Source organism: Segetibacter sp. 3557_3, from assembly GCF_004354985.1.
Lineage (GTDB): Bacteria > Bacteroidota > Bacteroidia > Chitinophagales > Chitinophagaceae > Segetibacter.
In genome coordinates, this window is record NZ_SMSK01000016.1 from 99,246 (window position 1) to 124,023 (window position 24,778).

22 protein-coding genes are annotated in these 24,778 nt (G+C 45.1%); 14 read left to right on the top strand and 8 right to left on the bottom strand.

All coding sequences use genetic code 11. The annotated features are described in order from the left end of the window. Window positions 1–3 precede the first annotated feature (3 nt). Complete coding sequence (locus tag EXU57_RS19745; RefSeq protein WP_133269978.1) at window positions 4–795, bottom strand: MlaE family ABC transporter permease; 792 nt, start codon at window positions 793–795, stop codon at window positions 4–6. Between the two features lie 335 nt (window positions 796–1,130). Then, the gene (locus EXU57_RS19750; protein ID WP_133269979.1) at window positions 1,131–1,964 is read right to left on the bottom strand and encodes a CD225/dispanin family protein; all 834 of its coding nucleotides are present in this window, start codon (window positions 1,962–1,964) and stop codon (window positions 1,131–1,133) included. A gap of 299 nt (window positions 1,965–2,263) precedes the next feature. Here EXU57_RS19750 and EXU57_RS19755 point away from each other — a divergent pair, with 299 nt between their 5' ends. From EXU57_RS19755 to EXU57_RS19765, 3 genes are all read left to right on the top strand, one after another. Continuing rightward, on the top strand, window positions 2,264–2,830 hold the full coding sequence (locus EXU57_RS19755) for an alpha-ketoglutarate-dependent dioxygenase AlkB (protein ID WP_165958211.1): 567 nt from the start codon (window positions 2,264–2,266) through the stop codon (window positions 2,828–2,830). Window positions 2,831–3,123: 293 nt separating this feature from the next. Beyond that, the gene (locus tag EXU57_RS19760) at window positions 3,124–3,552 is read left to right on the top strand and encodes a YsnF/AvaK domain-containing protein (RefSeq protein WP_133269981.1); all 429 of its coding nucleotides are present in this window, start codon (window positions 3,124–3,126) and stop codon (window positions 3,550–3,552) included. Between the two features lie 46 nt (window positions 3,553–3,598). Further along, window positions 3,599–4,699, top strand: a complete 1,101-nt coding sequence (locus EXU57_RS19765) for a YsnF/AvaK domain-containing protein (protein WP_133269982.1) — start codon at window positions 3,599–3,601, stop codon at window positions 4,697–4,699. A gap of 690 nt (window positions 4,700–5,389) precedes the next feature. Here the strand turns inward: EXU57_RS19765 and EXU57_RS19770 are convergent. After that, window positions 5,390–5,911 (bottom strand): DUF4142 domain-containing protein, encoded by a 522-nt coding sequence (locus EXU57_RS19770; RefSeq protein ID WP_133269983.1) that lies wholly within the window; start codon window positions 5,909–5,911, stop codon window positions 5,390–5,392. A gap of 908 nt (window positions 5,912–6,819) precedes the next feature. Between EXU57_RS19770 and EXU57_RS19775 the strand changes: the two genes are divergently transcribed. The 3 genes from EXU57_RS19775 (at window position 6,820) to EXU57_RS19785 (ending at window position 10,132) form a co-directional block, all read left to right on the top strand. Next, window positions 6,820–8,574: a DUF4142 domain-containing protein gene (locus tag EXU57_RS19775; RefSeq protein WP_133269984.1), complete on the top strand. Its 1,755-nt coding sequence runs from the start codon at window positions 6,820–6,822 to the stop codon at window positions 8,572–8,574. Window positions 8,575–8,737: 163 nt separating this feature from the next. Continuing rightward, window positions 8,738–9,673 (top strand): isoaspartyl peptidase/L-asparaginase family protein, encoded by a 936-nt coding sequence (locus EXU57_RS19780; protein WP_133269985.1) that lies wholly within the window; start codon window positions 8,738–8,740, stop codon window positions 9,671–9,673. Between the two features lie 69 nt (window positions 9,674–9,742). Beyond that, the gene (locus EXU57_RS19785) at window positions 9,743–10,132 is read left to right on the top strand and encodes a hypothetical protein (RefSeq protein WP_133269986.1); all 390 of its coding nucleotides are present in this window, start codon (window positions 9,743–9,745) and stop codon (window positions 10,130–10,132) included. Window positions 10,133–10,547: 415 nt separating this feature from the next. Here EXU57_RS19785 and EXU57_RS19790 read toward each other — a convergent pair whose 3' ends face one another. The 3 genes from EXU57_RS19790 to EXU57_RS19800 all read right to left on the bottom strand — a co-directional run bounded on the left by EXU57_RS19790 (window position 10,548) and on the right by EXU57_RS19800 (window position 15,296). Beyond that, the gene (locus EXU57_RS19790) at window positions 10,548–12,728 is read right to left on the bottom strand and encodes an SDR family oxidoreductase (protein WP_133269987.1); all 2,181 of its coding nucleotides are present in this window, start codon (window positions 12,726–12,728) and stop codon (window positions 10,548–10,550) included. Window positions 12,729–13,420: 692 nt separating this feature from the next. Then, a complete protein-coding gene (locus tag EXU57_RS19795) occupies window positions 13,421–14,902 on the bottom strand; it encodes a hypothetical protein (protein ID WP_133269988.1) in 1,482 nt (493 codons plus the stop codon). Between the two features lie 160 nt (window positions 14,903–15,062). Next, window positions 15,063–15,296 (bottom strand): hypothetical protein, encoded by a 234-nt coding sequence (locus EXU57_RS19800; RefSeq protein WP_133269989.1) that lies wholly within the window; start codon window positions 15,294–15,296, stop codon window positions 15,063–15,065. Window positions 15,297–15,732: 436 nt separating this feature from the next. On the opposite strand from EXU57_RS19800, the gene EXU57_RS19805 reads away from it, so the two are divergent. Further along, window positions 15,733–16,278 carry a GNAT family N-acetyltransferase gene (locus EXU57_RS19805; protein ID WP_133269990.1) on the top strand — a complete coding sequence of 182 codons (546 nt, stop codon included), beginning with the start codon at window positions 15,733–15,735 and terminating at the stop codon, window positions 16,276–16,278. A gap of 214 nt (window positions 16,279–16,492) precedes the next feature. Here the strand turns inward: EXU57_RS19805 and EXU57_RS19810 are convergent, their stop codons facing one another. Then, window positions 16,493–16,678 carry a hypothetical protein gene (locus tag EXU57_RS19810; protein WP_133269991.1) on the bottom strand — a complete coding sequence of 62 codons (186 nt, stop codon included), beginning with the start codon at window positions 16,676–16,678 and terminating at the stop codon, window positions 16,493–16,495. 111 nt (window positions 16,679–16,789) lie between these two features. On the opposite strand from EXU57_RS19810, the gene EXU57_RS19815 reads away from it, so the two are divergent. The 5 genes from EXU57_RS19815 to EXU57_RS19835 all read left to right on the top strand — a co-directional run bounded on the left by EXU57_RS19815 (window position 16,790) and on the right by EXU57_RS19835 (window position 22,301). Further along, entirely contained in the window at window positions 16,790–17,584 is a 795-nt protein-coding gene (locus tag EXU57_RS19815; RefSeq protein ID WP_133269992.1) for an O-methyltransferase, read from the top strand. Window positions 17,585–17,718: 134 nt separating this feature from the next. Next, entirely contained in the window at window positions 17,719–18,840 is a 1,122-nt protein-coding gene (locus EXU57_RS19820; protein WP_133269993.1) for a Re/Si-specific NAD(P)(+) transhydrogenase subunit alpha, read from the top strand. An 84-nt stretch (window positions 18,841–18,924) separates the two neighbouring features. Further along, on the top strand, window positions 18,925–19,239 hold the full coding sequence (locus EXU57_RS19825) for an NAD(P) transhydrogenase subunit alpha (RefSeq protein ID WP_133269994.1): 315 nt from the start codon (window positions 18,925–18,927) through the stop codon (window positions 19,237–19,239). Window positions 19,240–19,269: 30 nt separating this feature from the next. After that, window positions 19,270–20,676 carry an NAD(P)(+) transhydrogenase (Re/Si-specific) subunit beta gene (locus EXU57_RS19830; RefSeq protein ID WP_133269995.1) on the top strand — a complete coding sequence of 469 codons (1,407 nt, stop codon included), beginning with the start codon at window positions 19,270–19,272 and terminating at the stop codon, window positions 20,674–20,676. Window positions 20,677–20,885: 209 nt separating this feature from the next. Continuing rightward, entirely contained in the window at window positions 20,886–22,301 is a 1,416-nt protein-coding gene (locus tag EXU57_RS19835; protein ID WP_243745666.1) for a methyltransferase RsmF C-terminal domain-like protein, read from the top strand. A 288-nt stretch (window positions 22,302–22,589) separates the two neighbouring features. On the opposite strand, the gene EXU57_RS19840 is transcribed toward EXU57_RS19835, so the two are convergent. Continuing rightward, a complete protein-coding gene (locus tag EXU57_RS19840) occupies window positions 22,590–23,015 on the bottom strand; it encodes a hypothetical protein (protein WP_133269996.1) in 426 nt (141 codons plus the stop codon). Window positions 23,016–23,376: 361 nt separating this feature from the next. Here EXU57_RS19840 and EXU57_RS25215 point away from each other — a divergent pair, with 361 nt between their 5' ends. Together EXU57_RS25215 and EXU57_RS19845 are read left to right on the top strand one after the other, a co-directional pair. Further along, complete coding sequence (locus EXU57_RS25215) at window positions 23,377–23,535, top strand: hypothetical protein (RefSeq protein WP_165958212.1); 159 nt, start codon at window positions 23,377–23,379, stop codon at window positions 23,533–23,535. 170 nt (window positions 23,536–23,705) lie between these two features. Further along, window positions 23,706–24,761, top strand: coding sequence for an aldose epimerase family protein (locus EXU57_RS19845; RefSeq protein ID WP_243745667.1), 1,056 nt, complete (start codon window positions 23,706–23,708; stop codon window positions 24,759–24,761). Window positions 24,762–24,778 lie beyond the last annotated feature (17 nt).

The window sequence follows — 24,778 nt, forward strand, 5'->3', positions numbered from 1 at the left end:
ATTTTAGCCCCTTATGTTATTGGTTATTTGAACAATGAGCATTTCCTCCATAAATATCAGGAACATCGAAAGCACCACGGATGCGTTGGCTGCGCGACCGACGCCTTCTGTTCCCTGGGTGGCGTGAAATCCTTTATAACAGCCGATAATTCCGATGGTAAATCCAAATACAATGGCCTTTACCAGTGATGAAAAGATATCGAGGAAGGTGATATTGGTGAACGCCTGTTGAAAAAATGAAACAAAGCTGGTTTGTTCATTTTGGTTTACGTTTAAGAAAGCCCCAAGCATTCCTACCATACCCGTATAACACATCAAAATGGGAATGGTAATCGTGGTTGCAATTACCCGGCTAACCACCAAAAATTTAAACGGGTTAACGGCGGAAACTTCCATGGCGTCAATCTGCTCGGTGACCTTCATCGATCCTAGTTCCGCGCCAATGTTTGATCCTACTTTTCCTGCCGCGATCAGGGCAGTTACAAGTGGTGCCAGTGCCCTGATGATCGCAATGGCCACTAGTGAGGGCAACCAGGAAGTGGCGCCAAATTCGGCCAGTGAAGGCCGGGATTGTTTGGTAAATACAAAGCCCGTAACAAACCCGGTGAGGGTGATAAGTGATAAGGAACGGTAACCCACCTCGTAACATTGCTTAACAATCTCCTTAAACTCAAATGGTGGTGTAACAGCTTCTTTAAAAAACCGCAGAATAAACATGCCGGCCCGATAAACCCCGGAAAAGAAATCATCAATTCCCTTAGAAATAAAGTAACCTTCCCGCTGGTTTAGACTCATGTTTTAAAGCTGTTTAACGGCAATGCGCTGGATATGCCCAAAGGAGGGCTAATTGCAGGCAGCTCGTGGGTATACTACATGAATACTTAAAAAACTGCGCCACTAAGCTACAGTTCTGAAGGAAGGGAACGGCTTTAAACTATTTTTAGAAGGGGGCAACAACGATTTAAGCGGCTGATTGTTAGGCGAGATGTCGTACCGTTGACCTTCTTCTAATGATCTTGAACCTCGCGTATTCGTTCAGTAACTATAACCAGCAGATTACGACACCGTGAAGCTAAATGAGGGAACAGTGATTGTCATAAGGTGGCTTCACCTTAGCATGTCGACTAAACTCAATATCCGGAGAAGTCGCCTAACACCAGCACCAGTAGAAAATAGAGGCCATAAACAACAATGCCTGAAACTACCGCTATTTTTGTCCACTTAGCGGCGTCCTGCGATGCTTTAAGTGCCCCATTGTAGTCGCCTGCAGCATACAGGTTATTTACTTTCGCTGCGTTGATTATCCCGACAATCCCAAATGGCAGGCAACAAAACAGTGTTGAAAGGATCGACTCAGTTAACCAGTTTTTTGGGCTTGCATGAACCTGGTTTATGGGCGGCGTCGGGTTTTGTGGCTGTGGTGGAACCTGGGTGGTGGTTGACCCCACAACAGGCTGAGCGGGTATTGGAGGAGTGTTAGCGCTAGCCGCCGAACGTTCGCTACCTGTATAGGATTGGCCTTTTTTCAGGCTTTTTACCAGTTCTTCCACATCAAATTTCCAGCGCTTATTACTTACCTCGTACGCTTGTCGCCTGATTAAACCTTTCAAGTCGGCTGGTAGGTCGGCAGCTTCGGGAAGTTCAGCGTTGTCTACTAACACTGGAATTACACGTATGTTGCGTTTTAGTGCTTCGGCTATTTCCAACCGTATAAAATCATCGGGATTGTCAATCCGGCGTTTACCCTCGGCGTTGCTGGCGAGCCATTCCGGACCAATCAGCGCCAGTAAGACATCACACTTCTTTAGTGATTCTGATATCACTTCTGTAAAATCGAGCCCGGGTTGAATAGTATCGATGTCGATGAATATTTCTTCATCGGAAAAGTGTTGTTTTAACGAGTCAACAAGTCTTCCTGCTTCGCCGGCAGTATCGTGCCGGCGGTAGCTGATAAAAATGTTCATGTCGGAACGGCGGTTTTGGTTGATTGAAGAGTAATATACAAATATCCCCAGGCATTTCAATCATCCGTTTGGTTCTTATTCGGCCCTTTAGCCTGATTTACAAGGCTTCGCGAACTACCCGATCCCATAGCGCGTGCTGATAATTGTGGATCGTTTCGGGCACCGGGAACCCTGAATCAACGGGTAAGCAGCCTGGTTGTGGTACCGGCACTAAACGCCGGCAACAAAATCTTACAGTATGGCGACTGGTGGTTTGAACAATGCCCGCTATCTGGTACACTTTTATACGAGTTTTTTCTATGCAAACCTTGTTTCCGGTTGCCCCGGTAGTACCGGAGGGCTTCTTATACCTCCCCGATTTTCTTAATGATGCCGAGGAAGAGCAATTATGCAGGGTTATATCCCGGCTCAACCTACACACGTTTAACTTTCAGGGTTACGAAGCGAGACGTAAAGTGGCAAGTTTTGGTTACGACTGGAACTTTGATACCCGGCATTTGACAAGGGGAAAAGAGATACCATTGGAATTTTCGGATCTCATCGAAAAAGTAGCCGAGCGATTTAGCTTAGCAACAAAGGAAATAGGCGAACTGCTGGTGACTGATTACCCACCGGGAGCTGTAATCAACTGGCACCGCGACGCACCTCCATTCGACAAAGTGGTGGGTATCTCCCTTCTTTCCGACTGCCTGTTCAGGTTCCGTCCAAACGATAAAACAAAACAAACACGTAAAGCCACGATCTCGCTACCTGTTGAGCGACGATCTGTTTACCTTATGAGTGGACCTTCGCGAACCGCCTGGCAACATTCAATCGCACCGGTACAACACCTGCGTTACTCCATTACGTTAAGAACATTATTATGACTCGTTTGACAACATTGGTTTTCGTACACATCGGGTTTTGAATAACGGTTAAGAAAACTAAACAGGCCTTGCAGGCAACATGGAAATATGCATGTAAAATAATGGTTAACAATATTCAAAAGGAAGCGTCTTTTCTGCTCATAATCATTGGCAATTGGGAAATTAACTACTACTGTTTATAATTTTCTACATCCTAACGTTACTTATTACAATGCTTTTTGCAACCTTCTGTTTTTCAATGAATTAGTTAGCTGGCACAGTATTCATTCTGTACGACATATAACATTTGTGGTATGGCAACAGATAATGGGGTTAATTTAAGCAGACAACATCCGGACGAAGAAAAGCGAGTTACCATTCCGATAATTGAGGAGCACTTGCAGGTCGAGAAGAAAGTGGTCGAGACCGGAAAGGTCAACATCTCGAAAACTGTTCATGAAGAAACAGATCAGTATAATATCCCGTTAACAGAACAACACGTTTCAGTTGAGCGTATCGCGAAAAACGAATATTTAGATGTGATGCCTGAGGCCGTAAGGTATGAGGGCGACGTTATGATTATTCCTGTTTTGAAAGAAGTTGCAGTGATTGAAAAAAAGATCCTATTGGTTGAGGAATTAAGGGTTACCAGGGTGCAAAGTCAAAGAAACGAAACCCATGAGGTAACATTGCGAAAGGAAGAAATTGAGGTAAAAAGAACTGAAATTAATAAACCACTTTAGTTTTTCGAATTATCATTATTTATAAAAAATCAAAAAAGCAACCATTATGGCACAAACAGTAATCGGTTTGTTCGACAGTTCTGCAGAGGCGCAGCAAGCTGTACAGAACCTTACCAGCAGAGGTATTTCAAGGGAGAACATCGATGTTTCGTCATCAGGTTCTACAGGTACCACAAGCACAACGAATACAGACGATGACGACCATCAGGAGAGTGGAATATCAAGGTTTTTTAAAAATCTTTTCGGAAATGACGATGACTCTGACCGCTACGCACACGTTGCAAAAAGAAGCGGATGTATCGTAACGGTTCATGCGCAAACATCTGAGCAGGCAGAAGAAGCGGCTGATATTCTTGATGATGCAGGAGCAGTGAATGTTGATGAGCGTGCAGCTTCATATGGTTATTCAGGACGAAATTCAGGCAGTACTTCCGATATGAGTGGATCAACAGGTTCAGGTTTATCCGGCGCAGGATTAGCAGGAGCAGGTCTTGCAGGATCTACCGGCCTTACCGGTTCATCATCAGGTAGCACTTCTACAGGAAGTCTGGATACAACAGGTGCTTACGATACCACCAATGATTATAGCACTGAAGGAACGACAAGAGGATCTGCAGATAACCTCGGTAGCACAGGTTTAACAGGTAGCGACAATACCTATTCTGGTACAAGTGATTTCACTACCTCTGGCTCATCGGACCTTAATGATAGCCGTTCTGATCGTTCAGATTTTTCAGATACAAATGAAAGCAGGAAGATACCTATCATCGAGGAAAATTTACAGGTAGGTAAGCGCGAGGTGCTGACTGGCGGTGTGCGTTTGAGAAGCAGGATTGTTGAGCGCCCCGTTGAAGAGTCACTCCGGCTTCGTGAAGAGAATGTTCGTGTTGAAAGAACAGCTGTTGATCGCGCAGCGACCTCCGCTGACTTGAATAACTTCGAAGGAACTGAAATTGAAATGACTGAAAGAGCTGAAGTTCCCGTTGTATCAAAAGAAGCACGTGTTGTTGAAGAAATAAGTTTGGATAAAGATGTAGAAGAAAGAACCGAGACTATTTCAGATACTGTGCGGAGAACAGAGGTTGATGTAGAAGATATCGAAAGAGATGATCTTTCAGGAAACAGGACTAAGGGTTCCGATTTATAAAAACACGGTATCCAGGTTTAAAATGCAGCAATCTTAAATAGTTGCTGCTTTTTTTTGCCCATACCTCATCAAATCGACAGGAGGAAAATCGATATTCAATGAACTCTTACTCATCAGGTGTTTTGGTAATTAGCATAATCTAATAAGTTGACAGGTTATTAATTAAATAATGGCTTAATTTTTCTCTTTATCACTTTTTTATTAAAAGCCCGGTAAATTAATTATCACAGCAGCAAGATGAATTAAGTCGCCAGTACTCGCCAATTGAGAAATTTATATCTTATATATAATTGATAATGCAAGGGGCGCATTGCCGGAGTATAGCTATCAGATTTTCCGTTGACTCTTTTGGGGCAATAATGTAGTTAACTGATACCTGAATTTACCAATTATCTAATAATTTCACCGATGTAATCTAAAGGGTATCGGCACGAATACAATACGTACATTTTGATATATTCATTTATGATTAAAAAAATAATGTTGTGCCTATAACCGGTCAATCACAGGATTTAGTATAGCTGCGGAATAGATCAATCGTCAACTAATATTTGGTCGTGATTATCCTAATTACCGCTTCTTGGTTGTCTGGTATGCCGAATCCTAACACCGGAACACAACAAAAAAGGCGCATTAGAAATACGCCTTTTGAATAGTCATTAAAAAATCAAAGTAAAACCCACAACTCGTTTATCTTCTAAAAAGATTTGTTGCTATACTATCTGCGCGTGAACGGTGCATTTCAATATGCGGGCGATAAGTATTTGCATATCCCAAAATGTCGCGGTGTTGACCATTGCTTTGCTCATTTTGGAAAAAGGTGATTGTTGCAATGTGATCGGCTACCTGGCTATGCATGTAAACTGAGTCGAATGCCCGGCCCGATAAGCTATTTAACTGTAGTGCGAGCGCAACGTGGGCTGGATCGAGCGTGTCGCGAACGGGATTGCCAACACTATTACCCCGGTTTTTCAAATCGTTTTGGGCTGTAGTATGTTCAGCAACCATCGACATAGCAAAAGCCTTAACAATCGGGCTTGTTGCTTTTGTGCTTGCCATGGTACCGGCGCCAATTTCAGCGGTATTGCTCAAACTTGCCTGCACCATAAACTGCCTGTCGGTATCATTCAGATCTTTGTCGTCTTTACTACACGATACAAGGGCTAACCCCGCGAGTACTGACCCGGTGTAAATCATTTTTTTCAACATCATAGTGTTTGTTTTATGTTTTTTTGATAGCCGCAATGCAACAACTATTAATACGTTTGCTCCCGATTTGGTTTTTGGAAAGTCCTTTATAATTTTTCCGGTTGCGATAACTGTTGCAAAATAGTACCCGGTTTAGCTAATAGGGTATCATATGATTTCCAGGTAAATTAAACTGTTGAAAATCAGAATTATAAAATTATTCGTTGGAAATGCGGCGATCACCTTGGTTGTTTGTACTAGTGTGAGGGTGTACCTAGTTGTAGAACTGCGTGCACATAAAAAAATGGAGGTTTAAAGTTTTTGTTTCTGTAGCGGTGAATTGTTTAACAATCGGATTTTTATTGATGACAACCCGTTTGTCATTCGAAGCATTAGTATTTGAATGTAGTTGCTCAAGGATGAAGTATTCGTTGAACCGAGCGTGGCAACGGCTGTTAAATAGCCTAATAAATGCCGGCTACAAAAATAATCCGGATCTATTATTAGCGAGATATGATGCATTCGCCATTTTACAAGGTGAACTGCACGTTAGTAGGGCGTTGTCGCTCATTTGACCGAAGAAAAGACTTTTGTTGCTCGCCCTTGTTATGCTTTGGTCGTTAAGCGATCATGATCGTCCATAGGTTCTTCAAGATATTTCGATGGGACCAATTGAATATCTAAACTGTGGAAATATATAATCTCTTTACGTAATGCAACCGGTTTCTTCCCCAGTGAGCTAAATTGGCTTTGTCGCTAAACTTAAGTTGTGAAGTCTAAATCTTTTTACTACATCGTTGTTCTTTAAGCCATTAAGTACATATCAGGGTTGTTGGTATCTAAACATTGTCATCGGTTTCAAAAGGCTGCAAATGGAATGATAATTTCTAGCAATTACATAGCGAAATTATTAATGCTAAAATTTTAAGAATATGAAAATGTTAAAAGGAAGCTTGCCTGAGTTGCTGGCTGCAATGGTCATCACGGCTTGTACGTGTACAACAACCAGTGCACAGACAACCGGCACTCAAAGGGGCACAACGGGGACTGGCTCATCAACCTCCGGAACTACCGGCACTGCATCATCAGACACTGCTTTTATCGGTAAAAGTATCCGCGACAATATGAATGAAATTCAGATGTCCCAGATGGCAATCGATAAAGGTTCAAGTGCGGGTGTAAAACAAGCTGCCCAGCAAATGGTGGCTGATCATACGCAGATGTTGAATGATCTGAGAAAAGCTGGAAGAGCGCAAAACATGACTGGTCTCGACGACATGGGAATGGGGTCGATGGGTTCCGGTTCTATGGGAACTGGCTCGATGGGTTCAGGAACCGGCACGATGGGTTCCGGTAACACTAGCTCCGGTTCGGGATCAACAGGAACCGGCATGATGGGTTCCGGTAACACCGGCTCCGGCTCAGGCACTACGGGTTCAGGAGCTGGTACAATGGGCTCTGGTAGCACAGGTTCCGGCTCAGGGTCAACAGGCTCAGGTAGTGGTAGCACCGGTTCAGGCACAACAGGCTCTGGTACTTTAGGTTCTGGATCTACTGGTTCAGGTAGCACTGGTTCGGGTACTGGTACAAGTGGAAGAACAGGATCGACTAACAGGGGATCAGGTACTACAGGATCAGGTTCTGGTAGTACTGGTTCAGGCACCGGCACAATGGGTTCTGGTAGCACAGGTTCAGGCTCCGGATCAACCGGTTCAGGAACAGGCAGCATGGGAACAGGCAGCATGGGATCAGGTAGCACAGGTTCTGGTTCTGGATCAACCGGTTCAGGAACAGGCAGTATGGGTTCAGGTAGCACCGGAACAGGTTCCGGCACTACAGGTTCCGGTACAATCGGTTCAGGAACTACAGGCAGCGGAAACACAGGTTCAGGCAGCACAGGTTCTGGTATGGGCACAGGAACAATGAGATCAGGTAGCACAGGTTCAGGCTCCGGATCAACCGGTTCAGGAGCAGGCAGTATGGGTTCAGGTAGCACCGGAACAGGTTCCGGCACTACAGGTTCCGGTACAATCGGTTCCGGCACTACAGGTTCCGGTACAATCGGTTCCGGCACTACAGGTTCCGGTACAATCGGTTCCGGCACTACAGGTTCCGGTACAATCGGTTCAGGAACTACAGGCAGCGGAAACACAGGTTCAGGCAGCACAGGTTCTGGTATGGGCACAGGAACAATGGGATCAGGTAGCACAGGCACAGGATCAGGCACCACAGGTGCAGGTACAATAGGATCTGGTGGAACTGGTTCCGGTGCAATGGGATCTGGCAGCACTGGTAATATGGGCTCAGGTAATATGGGTTCAGGTAATATGGGTTCAGGTAATATGGGTTCAGGTAATATGGGCTCAGGTAATATGGGATCAGGCTCAACAAGTAGTATCGGCATGGGTTCAGGTATGAGCACAGATCCCACAATGTCAGCACTTCGTAATGCAACAGGTGCAGCATTCGATCGCATGTGGGTTTCTCAGATGCTTGCTATGCACGAGACAAAACTTGCACAGCTAACTGCCGCGCAAAGAACGCTTAGAAGTCCTGAGCTGAGAGCGCTAGTAACAAATGCGCTTCCCAAAATCAGGATGCATAGGGATATGTTGGCAAAATTGAATACAGGTAGTCGTTCAGGTTCTGGCGCTACCGGCACAGGTACCGGAAGTCAGAATCAATAACCTTCTTATAGGGGTAAGGAAACAGGAAAAAGGAAAGCGGTGTTTGCCGCTTTTCCTTTTTTATCCAAATTGACTTCGAGAACGCCTGATAATTACTCACGTATATTCCAACCACGTATAAGGAGCTGGAAAAAGCAGTCACATAAATCCGACAGAAGAATAGATGAAAAAGATTGTCATTGCCGTACATGGTGGAGCGGGGCCTGACTCGGCGCTCATTCGCGAGAATATCGAAGCTTACCAGAGCGGGTTAGAAGACGCATTATCGGCAGGGCACAGTATCCTTAAAAAGGGAGGATCATCGGTAGATGCGGTAGAAGCCGCCATTAATATGCTTGAGAATAACCCGCTTTTTAATGCCGGCCGGGGTTCTGTTTTAAATGAACACGCGCAAGTAGAAATGGATGCATCGATAATGAATGGGTTGGACCTGAATTGCGGAGCGGTTTCAGTTGTTCAACAGGTTAAAAACCCTGTAACCCTTGCGCGGGCCATAATGGAAAAAAGCAGCCATATTTACCTGGGCAATTCAGGCGCACTCGCATTTGCGAGGCAACAGGGTCTCGAACTTCGCCCAGATGCGTATTTCATTACGGAATACAATTACAACCAATACGAAGAAGAGGCGCAACATCAAACCGCTAATCCTGGTGATGCCGGAGAGCGGCAAGCAAGGCGCAAGGATCATGGTACTGTGGGGGCCGTTGCACTTGACGAATATGGTAACCTGGCAGCAGCAACATCAACCGGCGGACTGGAAAATAAAACCTCCGGCCGGATAGCAGATAGCTCTATGATTGGCGTGGGTACTTATGCAGATAATAAGGTATGCGCAGTATCCTGTACCGGCGATGGAGAATACCTTATGCAACATGTAGCCGGATTTCATTTACATGCAATTATGGAGTACAAAGGCATGCCCATTGTTGATGCCTGTAACTACTTAATCCATGATCGCTGTAAGGCGGTTGAAGGAGATATGGGGTTGATTGCAATTGATCCCAGCGGCACCGTGGCATTTGCTTTTAACTCAGAACGTATGCATCGGGGATGGCGTATAAATGACGAGCCAAGTGAAGTGTCTATCTATCCCGAATAGCGTAAATAACTTCGTACACATACAGGCTTTGGCAGCTATTAACAATTAAACATTTTAAAACCACTATTTATGCGAATTATTCCAACGAGAGTTCATGGCATGCTCGACTATCTTGTCGGCGTGATACTAATGTCGGCCCCCTGGTTGTTGGGATTTGCCCACGACGGCGGAGCGAAAACCTGGATACCTTTTGCTTTAGGATTAGGCGCGCTCGCTTACAGCATTTTTACTGATTATGAATTAGGCCTGGTTAGAAAACTTCCAATGGCCACCCACTTGATGCTTGACCTTGCGAGCGGTATTCTTCTTGCAATTTCGCCATGGTTATTTGGCTTTGCCGACGAGGTTTATCTGCCACATCTGCTCTTTGGTATCTTTGAGATAGGAGCAGCAATAATGACAAAAACAGTTCCTGCAGAAAAGTCTGCTTCATTTCCGGGAGCGGCGACCTCAAGGTAGGTTTATCAGGCTGTTGTTATAGGGTTAAGCTCGTTTACAGTAGATATTTGTAGAGGATGCATAGAAAAAGGCAAGCGCACCAATCAGGTGAGCTTGCCTTTTTTTATGGAGCAATCACATGGGCGTAAGGCTGAGCAAATTTTGAACGATGGTTTTACAATAGTAGCCTTTGTTACGATAAGAGAGTGGGCCTGGCTGATCCGGCAACGTGCAATTCAATTTCCAAAATGACCATACCCTTATCCAGCCCGTTCACTTTATTACTTTATCGCTTCAATTCTGGACTACTTACTAACGCTGCAGGGAATTCCTACGTTTGGGCGAAAAAAATGCTACCCGCTTCGCATTCGGAAAGTCTTTGTTCAGATTTACCGCCCGGCAAATTGGTTTAACAACAGCGAGTAAGCCACATTGTTTATATCGTTACCAATTCTTGTTCGTGAAAGAAACGATCCAAAGCATTTTCGAGGTTTGGTAAAGTAAAACCCTTTTCACTCTTTAGCACACTATACTGTGGTCGTGGTGCTACGAAACCCATTTCTTTCAAGCTGATAGGATTGAGCCTTGCGGTACTATAGCCGCTCCGTTTTGCAACCTCTTCTGCAAGTACTGCCCATGATAGCTCTCCATTATTGGAGATGTTCCAAATTCCATGTTCCTCATCCAACAGAAGATCAAGCGCAACATTAACCAGGTCGGGTGTATAAGTTGGAGATACAATAACGTCGTTAACGACTTTAAACGGAAGACTTTTTTGAAACGAATAGAGGGCGTCTGCAACAAAATTCATGGAATCCCATGGACCAAAATAGGTGCTGGTTCTAATAACAAGGGCATCAGGATTTTCGGCCAGCACTGCCTTTTCAGCTGCTGCCTTACTCTGTCCGAAAATGCTTAGTGGAGAAACCGTGTCGCTTTCTACGTAAGGGTCATTCTTCTTTCCGTCGAATACAAGATCAGATGAAAATGTAACAAATTTGACATCGTACCTGCTGCATTGCTTTGCAAGTTCGCGCGGAGCTATACTGTTTACCATGAAACAGTTTTCAGCATCACTTTCCGCTTCATCAACCCGAACAAATCCCGCTGTATTGATAATTGCCCAGGGATTGTATTGCAGGATCAAATCTTCAATAGCAGCCGGAGCAGTAATCCTGAAATCCTGCCTGCCCATCAGATGATAGTGAATACCCCTCAGATCGCAGATCCGGGCAAAAGCTTTGCCCAGGGAACCTGATTTGCCGGTGATAATAATCGGCCGGGTGGTCCTCGTTTCTATATGTTGCGGATGCGACTGCGCAGAGCGGTACTCAATCCTGCATGGCCGTTGCCACCAGCCTTTTTCGGCTAGTACGGGGTGAGCGTATGTTTTGCCCTGCGAGAGTGTAGTTATTAGTTTCGATAATGCCGTGGGTCGCGGCGAAGCTGCACGGAGATCAAACACCCCCGACTCATAATATCCGTTTTGACGGGTCAACAGGCTTACCCAATCAAATGATCCCAACAGGGCCCAAGCGGTTATTGCCCGGATCTCAACGCCTTCTTGCTTTAACCTGTTTGCCGTTTCCCACATATTATGAAACCACCTTAGTTGTTCCTCGCGGCTGCAATGAAGGTGTACCTCGGTGACAGCTAAAGCGAGGTGATACCTTTCCCATGCTTCCTTGAGCAATTCATAAGGACCGGACATGCATTCCTGTTCAACACGAACGGCTTCAACGTCGGCATACTGCTGCTCGATATTTCCTCCCCAGGTATGTGGTGGATAGTTGCTGGTTTGTTCGTCGATATAACGCTCGGACGTGAGGTAATGATTAAAGCCAAGGATGTCGGGAGGACAGGGATTTTGAGTAAAGAAAGCTAATTCTTCAGTGCCTATTCCGGCGTCAAGTATGTATTTGTAGAGCGGGTGCGAAATATTTACTGCACCGCAAACAAGATCGATCGAGAGCCATCGGCGAAGATTCTCAAAATCGGCCTGGTACTTCAGCTTCGGGGTGCTATGCGTCTTGCCCAGGTCCTCGGTAAAAACGAGCTTAGCATGGGGATTTATTTTGCGTATGGCTTGCATTGCCAGTATGGTGCCTTTGCATTCTGCAATCAAAACCCTTAGAAAAGAACTATCATCGTTACCGTGTGGGAACCAATGGCCGTATAACCCGCAAAATCTTGCTGTTGTAAGCGGCTCATTAACGGGGGTGTAATACTCCAGCCACGGAAACTTGCGGGCAACCTGTTCAGCATATAGGGCTAAACCTTCAGAAAAAGTGTCGTTATGAAAGCTGGTGTGGGCCGGTCCACTGCCATGGTGAACCAGACCTGCAATTGGAGTCAGGTTAACCTTCCGGAGTTCGTTCAGCTTTCTTTCGGTTTCAAACCAGTCAATTTCCCGGTTTGGTTCCGGTGCATGTTTCTCCCAAAGCACAGGATAACGCATTGCGGAAATCCCGAGTGCGGCGAAACGCTGAATGTCATCTTCGCGGGTATAGTGACCTGAAAGCAGCGTCTGATCCATATAGCGATCACCGACCCGGTTAATCGAACACTCAATTCCTCCCCATATCTCAACACGGTTATTCAGTAGAATTTTATCCATTGTACACTATTTCTAAAGCCTTTAACCTGGCTTTGTTATCCTGCCGTCCGGTAAGTTGATATGGTTAACTATCCTTGGAAGTTCCGGCGATTGTAGCATGAAAAGGCAGTCTTCAATTTGATATTAGATGATGTGATTTCATCCGGTAATTCCTCTATTTAGCAATGTGCTCAAATAAGAAGGATGATAACCTATTTCAATTATATGATATATTTAAATGCGTGCCACTGTTGTTGTGGCATATCTGCTAAAAAGCTATATTCATTGGTGGAGAAAATCATCATTTTTGCTCAAAATGAGGAATATCTACAACGACTAGGTCACTTCATCAGGTTGTCCTGTGAGGTATTAGCCGCGACATGGAGTTTAAATCACGAATAAACTATACTAATAAAAAAATCAAACCGTCTATAGTAAATTTTGCGTTAGGCCTGTTTAGCCAAGCAGGTGTTTTGAAAGGCGGTGAATTTCTTAAAAACAAAAACGCCGCGTTTTCACGCAGCGTTTTCTTATTAACCGGTAAAAAAGAAACTTAGTTTCATAGTTAAACTCCTATAGGCATGTTCCAATTTGGAAGCTGACTACGGAATGCGAACATGAAAACCGTTTAATGACTAAATCCGAACCTCTAAGCTGGTTTGCTCTGTTTAGTCAGCATGGGTTTGGTGTTTTAACTGCTTAAAGAAGCCCGCTTAAAACCGCATGATTGCAGCCACCTGGCTTTCTGAAGGCATCTGTTCTTTTTCAAGCAGGTATACTTCCCCTCCATTTGCCAAGGTTTTAACCACAGCATGATCGAGGAGGTCCTCACCATCTTCGTCAGGGGTATCGTGAAATAATAATTCGTTTGCCATTTCATCAAATGTGCCCCATATGTGTTCGCCTTTACATACAAACAGGTGAGAAACCTGGGAATAGTAGGCAGCAGGAATAACATCCGCAGCGATCGACGAGGTTAATCCATTTGCTGAATTGTTTCCGTAAGTCTCCAGCGCCCTATTCAGTTTTTGGTCGAAGAAGGGTTTCAACAGCGCTTTAGCTTCCTCGTACAGTGCTTTTGTTTCCTGCCGGTCGCGATTACCGGTAAGTGCCTCAGGCCATACATTATGGTAATCACATGCACTTTTATAAATTGGGATCTCGTATTCCACACCTGCAAGTACAAGAGGCGCATTCTCTTTATTCAGAACCTCATCCCATAGCATGTCGTCGACGGCTTCAAAATAAACAAGAATGTTATCCTTGTCTTCCGGGTTTCCTCCACCTACACCGTGATAGGCACCTTCCTGCGATTGGCGGGGTGCGCGGGCACCGGAGCTCCCTGATCTAAACGTAGTTGCATCTGAGTCAGAGAGGCGTTTAACTTCCTGTATGCTTTGCGGGAGTTCAACTGGCACGATCTGCATTCCATACGCGTCGCCCTTGAACAGTTTGGCACATTGCTTACTTATTACAAGCAGGTAAAAATATTCCTTACTCATCATCAGCGGAACGAGTGGTGTCACAAAAAACGTCGGTTCTATAACCAGTTCCTCAGAAGGTACAACCGGCATTTTGATAAACTTAAAGTAGTCTTTTGCGATAAACACGGCCAGGCCAGGAGACAAACTCGTCCAAAACTGCTCGTTTCGTACCAGTTCATATCCAGGTTCAAGTAGTGGCTCTATAAACGTTTGATCATAACCTTTGTCTTTGAGCCTACGGGCAATTTCCTGTAACTGGTTTTTAAAGTTGGTTACATCAAAATGTTCATTCACTTCAACACCTGCAGGATGAGCACCTAAAAACAAGGAAATACAGCAGTCATTGTTGTAATTCGCCAGCTCCGTAAAACGTTCTTTGGTAAGTACACCAGGCAGTTCTTCTACCTCAGTTTGTGTACGATCCTCATCAAATGTCTGGTTGTTACTTTTGTTGCTTTCCACCTTATTCTCTTTTCCTTTATAAGTGTCTTCACCTTTCGAGGTGTTTCGGTTCGGGTGTCTCACCGGAACACTGGGGTCGAGTGTATCTTCACCGATCGTATACTTATCGGTTATTTCGAGGTATTCGTCCATTTTCTCCGGCGGTGTAGCCTGTATGCCCAATCCCTCTTCTTTGTTAATACCGGAAGGTTTGCCCTTGCCGGGGTGAAACACACCATTGTCGTCTTTTCCCATAGTTTGTTTAGCCATAATGATCTTTTTTAATGTTACAATCGTGAACAACGATAAGCGCATCTGCCTTGCGGAAATGGACAGCCGCAAAAACCCTATTTGCACCTGCTTAGAATTTTTCCTGCAAGTTGGCCGGCCGGGTATTGCTATACCCGGTGACACGTTTAATAATGAATAATCAGCTATTTGATCCGGTTTTGGTCTCCTCGCCTTTAATGGTATTGCGGTTGGGATGTGCAGGGGGTACAGAAGGTTGTAATTCATCCGGTCCCGTTGTATATTCATCAGATTTCTGGAGGTATTCATCCATTTTGTCGGGATCAGTACCAACCAGTCCCAAACCTTCCGATTTATTCGCGCCTGAAGGCTTGCCTTTTCCGGGGTGGAATGATCCGTTTTCGTCTTTGCCCATTATGAATAACGTTTAAGTATTTGATACAATTAATATACCACCAGCCTGCTTGTGGAACCATGGCTGGAAGAGTGGAAGAACCCCTTCATCTATTATTTACCGTCAGAAAGAATTGATAATTCTCTTGCATCGGCAGATACGTTTCCCTTTTTGATTTGAACCGGAGCCAGGTTTACTGTACTGGACCAGTTCATGTTCGCAGATATCTCAGGACACATCTAAACGCGTATCAGCCGGTGTGCCAACTTTGTCAGCTTAGAATTTATAGCTAAATTCAGCGTTATTCATTCGGGTCATCGTTTTTACCTGGGCACCTTGATTATGGTGTCAGGCCCTTGCCGGGAAGAAACTGAGCTGGTAGTTGCGGACCAGCCTGGTATAGCTTGTACATCCGGAACCTGGTTTAACCGTTAAAGAAATCAAACAACAGTAAGACATGGGCGCACCAAGACATTTATCGGTCAGAGAAATTAAAGAGACCGATATCGATACGATCAGCAGTTATTGGTTAGAGTCTGAAGGCCAGTTTTTGCACAGCCTGGGAGTTGATCTTGATAAAATTCCTTCAAGGGAGGAATGGAGAATTATGCTGACCGAACAACTTGAACAGCCTTACCACCTAAAACAATCTTATTGCCTGATTTGGCTGTTGGACCAGGTACCGGTGGGTCACTCAAACGTAAATAAAATTGTTTTTGGTGAACAAGCTTATATGCATCTACACTTATGGACCGATCCGGTCCGACGCATGGGCCTTGGTACAAACTTCATCAAAATGAGCCTGCCGTATTTTTTCAAAAACCTACAGTTGCAAAAGCTTTATTGTGAGCCTTACGCGCTAAACCCCGCTCCCAACAAAACCCTTGCGAAGGCTGGGTTCGGATTTGTAAGACAGTATACCACGACACCCGGCTATATCAACTTCGAGCAACCGGTGTCGTTATGGGAACTCACCTATAACGAGTTTCAGCAAATGCAGTAGTTAGCCTGCAGGTGGTGGCGCAGGCAAAGTGCAGAACCCAGTTTCAATCGTGCATGGGTCATGAGCCAATCATGTTAATATGGCTTAATTATTTCTGGCAGATCTGGTGAGACCAATTAGTGCACCCATGAGATTACTGCACTGAAGGATTGTACACTGGGGCAAAAAAATAGCAGGCCTGAGCCTGCTATCGATAAAGTTGTGATCTGTTTACTTAGTTACGCTCTGTCCGGTTTGCTTCTTGCTGCCCCGAAATCGCGAGGTCAAGCTTAGCATTTCTGAGTTCTTCTTCTGTCGTGCGATGATTTCTGTCGTTCAGGTGGCGGCGCACCAACTCGGATACTGTTTCAACCGACCTGTCTTCAGCACTACTGGCCGAGTTGCCATTTTCTCTGTTCATTGATCTAGATTTTGATCAAAATAAAGGTAAATACAACTACAGCTCTCAAAGCTTTACCGAGATTTAATGTAAAGTTCATATTGGCTTTCAATATTCTTTTACTTTCGCCGCATGTTTTCAGCGGTACAGCTAGGTATAAAGTATCTCCGGTATTATATCACCGCCTCCAATGGAAAAGGACATGGTGTCCATTCTCCTTTTGTATTCACCTTTATACAAAAGATATTAAATGATCATACTGCATACCCTGCGTATCGCCGGATAGAACAGGCAAGAAGAAATCTTTTAAACGATCCCACGGTAATCAATGTTGACGACTTTGGCGCAGGTAGTGTTGTTGCCAAAACAAAGTCAAGGAGTGTTGCCGTTATTGCCGGATCGTCTTTGAAGCCTGCAAAGTATAGCCAACTGCTTTTCAGAATGGTCAAATACTTTAAGCCCCGTACCATTGTTGAACTGGGAACTTCTTTAGGAATAACAACAGCATATCTTGCTGCTGCCGGGCCATCAGGGGTAATCACATTTGAAGGAGCGACCGAAGTTGCAGGTATAGCCCGGCAAACGCTGTCAGCCTGTGAGGTAACAAATGTGCAAATTGTTGAGGGAAACTTCGACGATACGCTAGAACCTGAACTTCTTAAGCTCGGATCAGTTGACCTTGCTTTTATAGATGGTAACCATCGTAAAGAGCCCACCCTCCGGTATTTTCACCAGCTGTTGTCGAAGGCAGATGAAAGCTCAGTATTCGTATTTGACGATATTCACTGGAGCAAAGAAATGGAAGCAGCCTGGAAGGAAATACAGCATGATCCCCGGGTCACGCTCACCATCGACCTGTTTTTTATCGGCATTGTTTTCTTCCGTAAAGAGCAAAAAGCACGTCAGCATTTTTCGATCCGGTTTTAAGCCTTCCATTCTCCATCCTGATTTGTAGAGTAGACCTGGTTATTACTTTAGCAAATGGGAGATTTTCCTACAGCCTGATTCTTTTTGTCATTTGTTTAAAAGCGGATAATTTCACGCACCTCAACCTTGGAGATATGACCATAGGTATACTCAAAGAACCTTCAGACGATCACAGGGTTTCACTTTTACCCGAACAGGCGGAAGCATTGATCAAAAAGAATGTTACCATCCTGTTGGAAACCGGAGCCGGAAACAAAGCCTTTGCTCCCGACGAGGTGTATGCTTCAAAAGGGGTTCGGATAGCTGGCCGTATTGAAGTGCTGAATGCTTCCGACGTTGTGCTCAGCATACAATTACTTACCCCCGATGATATCTCGCAACTAAAGAGAGGTGCTGTTGTACTTGGCGTGTACCAGCCGCTGATTAACACCAATACGATACGGGAATGGTCGCAACAAGGGCTAACTACCTTTAGTATGGATATGATCCCGCGTACAACACGTGCACAAAGCATGGATGTACTGAGTAGCCAGGCAAACATTGCAGGGTACCGGGCCGTAGTGTTGGCTGCTGGTATGTTTCCAAGATACTTTCCCATGTTTATGACTGCAGCAGGAAGTATAGCACCAGCAAAAGTACTCATTCTTGGTGCAGGTGTTGCCGGCTTACAGGCAGTTGCTACCGCCCGCCGCCTTGGTGCAGTTGTAGAAGTTTTCGACACAAGGCCCGCGGTTAAAGAAGAGGTAATGAGCCTAGGGGCAAAGTTCGTTGAAGTTGAAGGGGCAGCCGATGCATCAACAGCCGGTGGGTACGCCGTTGATCAAACAGAAGAATACAAGCAGAAGCAACAGCAGAAAATCACAGAGGCAATAGCCAAAGCTGATGTTGTAATTACCACCGCACAAATTCCGGGCAAAAAGGCTCCGATACTGATCACCGAAGCTATGTTGAACGGGATGCGGAATGGTTCACTCATCATGGACCTTGCGGCCGCGACGGGGGGTAACACCCCGTTTACGCGGAACAACGAAACCGTGGTGTATAATAATGTAACCATTGTTGGCAACAGCAACCTGGCAGCGGGTATGCCATCGGATGCAAGCAAGCTTTATGGCAAAAACATACTTAATTTTCTTAACCTGATGATTGATAAGGATGGTACCTGGAATCTCAACTGGGAGGATGACCTGGTTAAAGGTACCTGCATAACTTTCAACGGTGAACTGGTTAATGAAAGGGTCAGGCAACTGGTATAAACAGGTTTGCCTTCGGTAAGTCTCTAACCTGTTTCCAGGTTGGCTTCTTCATGATACAACTTCTACTAACGTTTAAATTTTTCTATGCAGGAAATTATCGACTGGATCGCATCCAATCATCAAACCATATTTATTGTGATACTCATGATTTTTGTGGGTATCGAAGTTATCGGCCGGGTACCAAGCGTGCTACATACCCCATTGATGAGTGGGGCGAATGCAATACATGGAGTGGTGATCATCGGCGCCATCATCGTAATGGGTAAGGCGGAGCCGGATAATTACCTGGCGCTTGTTCTTAGTTTTTTAGCAGTTGTGTTGGGTACCTTAAACGTAGTAGGTGGCTTTGTTGTTACCGACAGGATGCTGGAAATGTTTAAATCCAGGAAAAAACCATAATCAACATTATTCGTAACCGAGACCAACCACATGAACCTACTTCTCCTTATTTACCTCATATCATCTGTCACTTTCATCGTTGGTTTAAAAATGCTTTCTCACCCGGATACCGCGCGCCGGGGCAACCTGGTTGCTGCTGCAGGTATGACGCTAGCCATTGCGGGAACCATCTTCTTATACGAAGAAGACGACACCAGGCTTGGGAATTACGGTTGGATCTTTGGTGGTTTGTTGTTGGGGACCATAGTTGGTACCCTTGCTGCAAAGCGCGTCAAAATGACCGCAATGCCTGAAATGGTAAGTCTTTTCAATGGTATGGGTGGTGCTTGTGCCGCACTCATCTCCATAGTGGAATTCAACCATCATTTCGCGCACGCCGAATACATTGTATCGGGAGTAGGTGCTTTGCTACTGATCATCGTAATCGGGCTCATTATTGGTTCGGTTTCTTTTGCGGGATCAATGGTGGCATGGGGCAAACTAAATGGCAGTGTTAAAGATTATTCCTTTAAGGGGCAGCAAATTGTCAGCGCACTTATTTTATTGGTGATTGCGGGCTTAAGTGTTTACATCATCATTGCAGTACCAGATAATATCTTTCTCTTTTTTTATGCTATCCTGGTGCTTTCCCTGGTGTATGGAATCTTCTTTGTGCTCCCGATCGGAGGCGCGGATATGCCGGTCGTAATATCACTACTGAATTCGTTCACCGGGGTTGCTGCCGCCTGCGGAGGTTTCTTATACAACAACCAGGTTATGCTCACCGGTGGCATCCTCGTAGGTGCCGCGGGAACCTTGCTGACCATACTCATGTGCAAGGCGATGAACAGGAGCTTACTGAACGTATTACTTGGGTCATGGGGCGGTGGAGGTGCAGCGGGTTCAAGCACCGATTCAGCAGCTGGTCATACCAAAGAGATATCCATAACAGATGCCGCCGTTGTAATGAGCTATGCCGGAAAAGTGATGATTGTACCAGGTTACGGGTTAGCAGTTGCACAGGCCCAACACGTTTGCCACGAACTGGAGAAGTTGCTTGAAGAGAAAGGGGTTACCGTTAAGTATGCGATACATCCGGTTGCCGGCCGTATGCCGGGTCATATGAACGTATTGCTCGCGGAAGCCGACGTAAACTATGAAAGCCTGATTGAAATGGAAGAGGCGAATAATGAGTTCTCCACAACCGACGTGGTGCTCGTGCTTGGTGCCAACGACGTTGTAAACCCGGCAGCAAAGACCGATCCTGCATCGCCGATTTATGGAATGCCAATCCTCGAAGTTGAGCAGTCAAAGCTGGTGATTGTAAACAAACGTAGTATGAAGCCAGGCTATGCGGGTATTGAAAACATGTTGTTTTTTCAACCCAAAACATCGATGCTATTTGGTGATGCAAAAAGTGTTTTACAAAAACTTGTAACCGAAATAAAGGCGCTATAGAATGCACGAAATGGTAACGATCTAAAAGGTTTATATCGGCTCTTCCGCAAAACCTATGGTTCTGAGCATCAATTATTCACTCGGGCTGATGACATTCAGCTAATACTTCCTGCTGAAATGATCAACCCGGGAACTAATTTCAACCGGGTAAATCTCCGCTTCCAATCCAAACACTTCCCTGAATCCTATTTACCTTAATACACTTCCCTGTGCCTGCTTCTGAAATAAATATTCCGTCCCGTTTGCTTGAGTCCATGGAAGGCGTGCCGGGTTTCGAAAAGCAGCCCTTTGTTGAGGCTCACCAGGCTGCTCCTATAACATCCATACGACTGAACCCATCTAAGTTACCTTCGCCTCACCAGGCCGAAGCGGGGATCATCAACGCTTTCCAGCAACAAACTGGTCAGCATATTGACGTATCAGAAGTGCCCTGGTGCAAGAATGGCCGGTACCTTTCTGCAAGACCTTCTTTTACACTCGACCCCCTGTTTCATGCAGGCGCGTATTATGTTCAGGAAGCAAGCAGCATGTTTCTTGAACACGCGCTCAGGTCATTGTACCCGGGATCCAAAGCCCCGGAAACAGCCCTTGACCTCTGCGCTGCGCCGGGTGGTAAGAGCACCCTGATCACGTCGCTTTTTCAAACAGCTTTCATCGTCTGTAATGAGGTGATCAAAACCAGGGTCAGCATTCTTGCAGAAAACATGAGTAAGTGGGGGAGTGATAATGTGGTGGTCACGCACAACGATCCAAAGGACTTTGAACAGCTACGGGGCTTTTTCGACCTTGTCGTAATAGATGCACCCTGCAGCGGCAGTGGCTTATTTCGCAAGGACCCGTTGGCAATAGAAGAGTGGAGCGAAGCAAATGTGCATATGTGCAGTATGCGCCAGCAACGCATTTTAAGCGATGCACTTCCAGCGCTGAAGCAGGATGGCTACCTGGTATACAGTACCTGCAGCTACAGCGTTGAGGAAAACGAAAACATATGCGATTGGCTGATTGATAAAGGTGGGCTTGAACCGGTAAAGATTCCTTTTGAACAAAGCTGGGGTATAGTTGAAACCATGTCGGAAATACATGGAGCACCCGGTTATCGTTTTTACCCCGGCAGGGTTTCGGGAGAAGGATTTTTCATGGCTTGTTTCAGGCAGGTTGATGATAACGGTGAATATGCTTCCCGTAAAAGCGCAATACAAAAGCCCACCAGGACTATGGTTGAAACCATCGCGCCCTGGTTAATGAATAGCACAGAACTCGACTTTGCTTTACAGAAAGATATGTTGATTGCATTTCCGGCCAGATTTAGGGAGCAGTTACAGATGGCGCAGGGTGTTTTGAGCACCAGGAAATCAGGCGTCGCCATCGGAGAAATTAAGGGCACGGATCTGATCCCACATCATGAGTTTGCCTTATCACCATTGCTGAGTGCAGCTGTTGGGGCAGTTGACCTGGATCTGCAAAACGCATTGCTTTACCTGAAGCGAAAAGATTTGAAAGACACGGTAAAAGGGAAGGGGTGGATGCTTGCCCGTTACCAGGGCTACAATCTTGGATGGATGAAGGTCCTGCCAAACCGGATCAATAACTATTACCCGGTTAACTGGAGAATTCTTAAAGACTAAGTATGGGTTTGATCCAGGTTGCGGCTGTTGCGTTACGCTTTCGGCCGGGACACAACAATACTAACGACAGAAAGGGCTAGCTGACCTTTCAACGGTGTTGCTAACCCTAACAGTTGTCGTATATAATTACGAGTAGCCGCTTTCAGCGATGTCGTTTAATAAAGCCATGTATAAACTGAGTTGCCCAGTAATGCGATGTAGTACACGAGTGCGACGCAAGGATGCTCAATAGTGAGCCTTCAGTTTGGCCCAAAAAAAGGGCCGGCTAATTATAATGAGTCGTAGTAATTACTTTTCTTCAAAGTACCTGTTTAACCCCTCGAGACTTAATGGCCTGATCTCAACATCACCGGTTTCTTCTTCAACCCTGATGTTTTCGGGGCTACGTACAACAATCTCCGGTTTTCCATTCTGCTCAGAGACCTTGCCACTGACGCAAACATTTTTATTGGTCAGGTATTCTTCAGGCTTGTAAGGAAAATTTTTAAGATCACCGGAATTAATAACAATATTCATCTGGCTGCTTGCGGTACCACTGCCGATATAGATCAGCGTAGGTCTTGTACCATCTTTTTTAAAGCCCGATGTTTTTCCACAAACTGTAACCTTATCACCAACATATTTACCGGCATCTTTTGGTGAAATACTGGATTGGGCAAAACCGGGTGAGAATACCAGGATGAAAGCTATGGCGGAGAGGATATGTTTTCTCAAGTGCAAAAGTTTAGAAGTGAAGGTTAGCCGTTTTGAATATTAAAAGTATCGCTTTTTATCAAAGCTCAAAAATATATAGGAAGATTTTCGTAGAAAGATTTTTGAAAAAACCAGCAACTTTTTTTCCTTTAGTTAACCGTCGCAAATAAACGGTCAATCGGGTGCCATATTGTGTTTTAAAGCAACTGTATATTACAGCCTTTTTCGCGGCTTATCCAGAACTGATGGCTTTATGGTCCATGTTGGCCAGCACATCTGGTGCCTTGTTTAAATAATATTTTCTCATTTGTTTGTACAGCCGTACATTTCCGGTAAACTTAGGCTTACCACGGCCGGTCGCCAACCATAAATTGCTTAACATATGAACCTTCCCATTGCGGACAATCATTCATTCGACAGCTTTTATACCCAGGTCACCTGTTACCGGTTTCGTACCGGCCACGGCGAAAACAGCCTGCTGTTAAGCTACCCGGGGTTTACCAGCTTCTCCGCTTGTTCGATAATCTACTGCACACCATAAAATCAGTTGCTGCCCAGCCATCTGCTGCCGCAACAGCTAACTACAAACTGCTTAATCAGATCACAAACACTTTGAAAATTATGAAAAGATCATTTGGTTTTCTGCTTGTCTCTGCAACCATAATGTTAGGTGCAATCTCTTGTAATAATAACCCGGAAAATAAACAAGATATGAATGACAGTACAAATTTGAAGTTGGTGAGTCGTGCAGATTGGGGGGAAGCCGATGGCAAAAAAGTGTACCTGTATACACTTACAAACAAAAATGGTATGGTCGTAACGATCACCAATTATGGCGGTGTGGTTACGTCGTGGACAATGCCCGACAAAAACAACAACAAGGGAAATATTGTACTCGGCTTTAATGAACTCAAAGGCTATCAGGCACCTCCGCCCTACTTCGGCGCACTAATCGGACGCTATGGCAACCGTATCGCTAATGGTAAATTTACCCTTGATGGTAAGGAATACAAGCTTGCAACCAACAACGATAAAAATCACCTGCATGGCGGCAACAAAGGTTTCGATAAAGTCGTATGGGATGCTACACCATCAACTGATAGCAGTGCATTAACCCTGAATTACCTGAGCAAGGATGGAGAAGAAGGGTATCCCGGCAACCTGAAGGTGACCGTAAAATATACCCTCACCGATAACGACGAACTCAGGATTGTATACGACGCCGAAACCGACAAGGCCACACCGGTAAACCTTACCAATCACAGCTACTTCAACCTCACCGGCGACGTATCAAACAACATACTTAATCATTCTTTAAGCATTGATGCCGACAGGTACACCCCGGTCGACAAGACCCTTATTCCCACAGGCGAACTAAAAGCCGTATCGGGAACACCATTTGATTTTAAAACCTCAAAATTGATCGGCACAGACATCGGGAAGGTACCTGGTGGTTATGATCACAATTTTGTTCTAAATGGTACCTCGGGTTCAATGCGCAAAGTAGCGGTGCTTTCCGACTCAACAAGCGGGCGCCAGCTTACGGTTTTTACAACCGAACCCGGTCTTCAATTTTACTCCGGCAACTTCCTCGATGGCAAACTTCAAACCTCCGACGGCAAATCCATAAACAAGCATACCGGCTTGTGTTTGGAAACACAACATTTTCCTGACTCTCCCAATAAGCCAGCTTTCCCTTCTACGATATTGAAGCCGGGAGAAAAGTACCATACCGAAACAACATATGCAGTAGCCGTAGTAAAATAATGGCTGCCTCAATGCCA

What these genes read in the sequence shown, in the direction of transcription:
- EXU57_RS19745 (WP_133269978.1), bottom strand. Translation starts at nt 795, where the DNA reads ATGAGTCTAAACCAGCGGGAAGGTTACTTTATTTCTAAGGGAATTGAT.
- EXU57_RS19750 (WP_133269979.1), bottom strand. Translation starts at nt 1,964, where the DNA reads ATGAACATTTTTATCAGCTACCGCCGGCACGATACTGCCGGCGAAGCA.
- EXU57_RS19755 (WP_165958211.1), top strand. Translation starts at nt 2,264, where the DNA reads ATGCAAACCTTGTTTCCGGTTGCCCCGGTAGTACCGGAGGGCTTCTTA.
- EXU57_RS19760 (WP_133269981.1), top strand. Translation starts at nt 3,124, where the DNA reads ATGGCAACAGATAATGGGGTTAATTTAAGCAGACAACATCCGGACGAA.
- EXU57_RS19765 (WP_133269982.1), top strand. Translation starts at nt 3,599, where the DNA reads ATGGCACAAACAGTAATCGGTTTGTTCGACAGTTCTGCAGAGGCGCAG.
- EXU57_RS19770 (WP_133269983.1), bottom strand. Translation starts at nt 5,911, where the DNA reads ATGATGTTGAAAAAAATGATTTACACCGGGTCAGTACTCGCGGGGTTA.
- EXU57_RS19775 (WP_133269984.1), top strand. Translation starts at nt 6,820, where the DNA reads ATGAAAATGTTAAAAGGAAGCTTGCCTGAGTTGCTGGCTGCAATGGTC.
- EXU57_RS19780 (WP_133269985.1), top strand. Translation starts at nt 8,738, where the DNA reads ATGAAAAAGATTGTCATTGCCGTACATGGTGGAGCGGGGCCTGACTCG.
- EXU57_RS19785 (WP_133269986.1), top strand. Translation starts at nt 9,743, where the DNA reads ATGCGAATTATTCCAACGAGAGTTCATGGCATGCTCGACTATCTTGTC.
- EXU57_RS19790 (WP_133269987.1), bottom strand. Translation starts at nt 12,728, where the DNA reads ATGGATAAAATTCTACTGAATAACCGTGTTGAGATATGGGGAGGAATT.
- EXU57_RS19795 (WP_133269988.1), bottom strand. Translation starts at nt 14,902, where the DNA reads ATGGCTAAACAAACTATGGGAAAAGACGACAATGGTGTGTTTCACCCC.
- EXU57_RS19800 (WP_133269989.1), bottom strand. Translation starts at nt 15,296, where the DNA reads ATGGGCAAAGACGAAAACGGATCATTCCACCCCGGAAAAGGCAAGCCT.
- EXU57_RS19805 (WP_133269990.1), top strand. Translation starts at nt 15,733, where the DNA reads ATGGGCGCACCAAGACATTTATCGGTCAGAGAAATTAAAGAGACCGAT.
- EXU57_RS19810 (WP_133269991.1), bottom strand. Translation starts at nt 16,678, where the DNA reads ATGAACAGAGAAAATGGCAACTCGGCCAGTAGTGCTGAAGACAGGTCG.
- EXU57_RS19815 (WP_133269992.1), top strand. Translation starts at nt 16,790, where the DNA reads ATGTTTTCAGCGGTACAGCTAGGTATAAAGTATCTCCGGTATTATATC.
- EXU57_RS19820 (WP_133269993.1), top strand. Translation starts at nt 17,719, where the DNA reads ATGACCATAGGTATACTCAAAGAACCTTCAGACGATCACAGGGTTTCA.
- EXU57_RS19825 (WP_133269994.1), top strand. Translation starts at nt 18,925, where the DNA reads ATGCAGGAAATTATCGACTGGATCGCATCCAATCATCAAACCATATTT.
- EXU57_RS19830 (WP_133269995.1), top strand. Translation starts at nt 19,270, where the DNA reads ATGAACCTACTTCTCCTTATTTACCTCATATCATCTGTCACTTTCATC.
- EXU57_RS25215 (WP_165958212.1), top strand. Translation starts at nt 23,377, where the DNA reads ATGAACCTTCCCATTGCGGACAATCATTCATTCGACAGCTTTTATACC.
- EXU57_RS19845 (WP_243745667.1), top strand. Translation starts at nt 23,706, where the DNA reads ATGAATGACAGTACAAATTTGAAGTTGGTGAGTCGTGCAGATTGGGGG.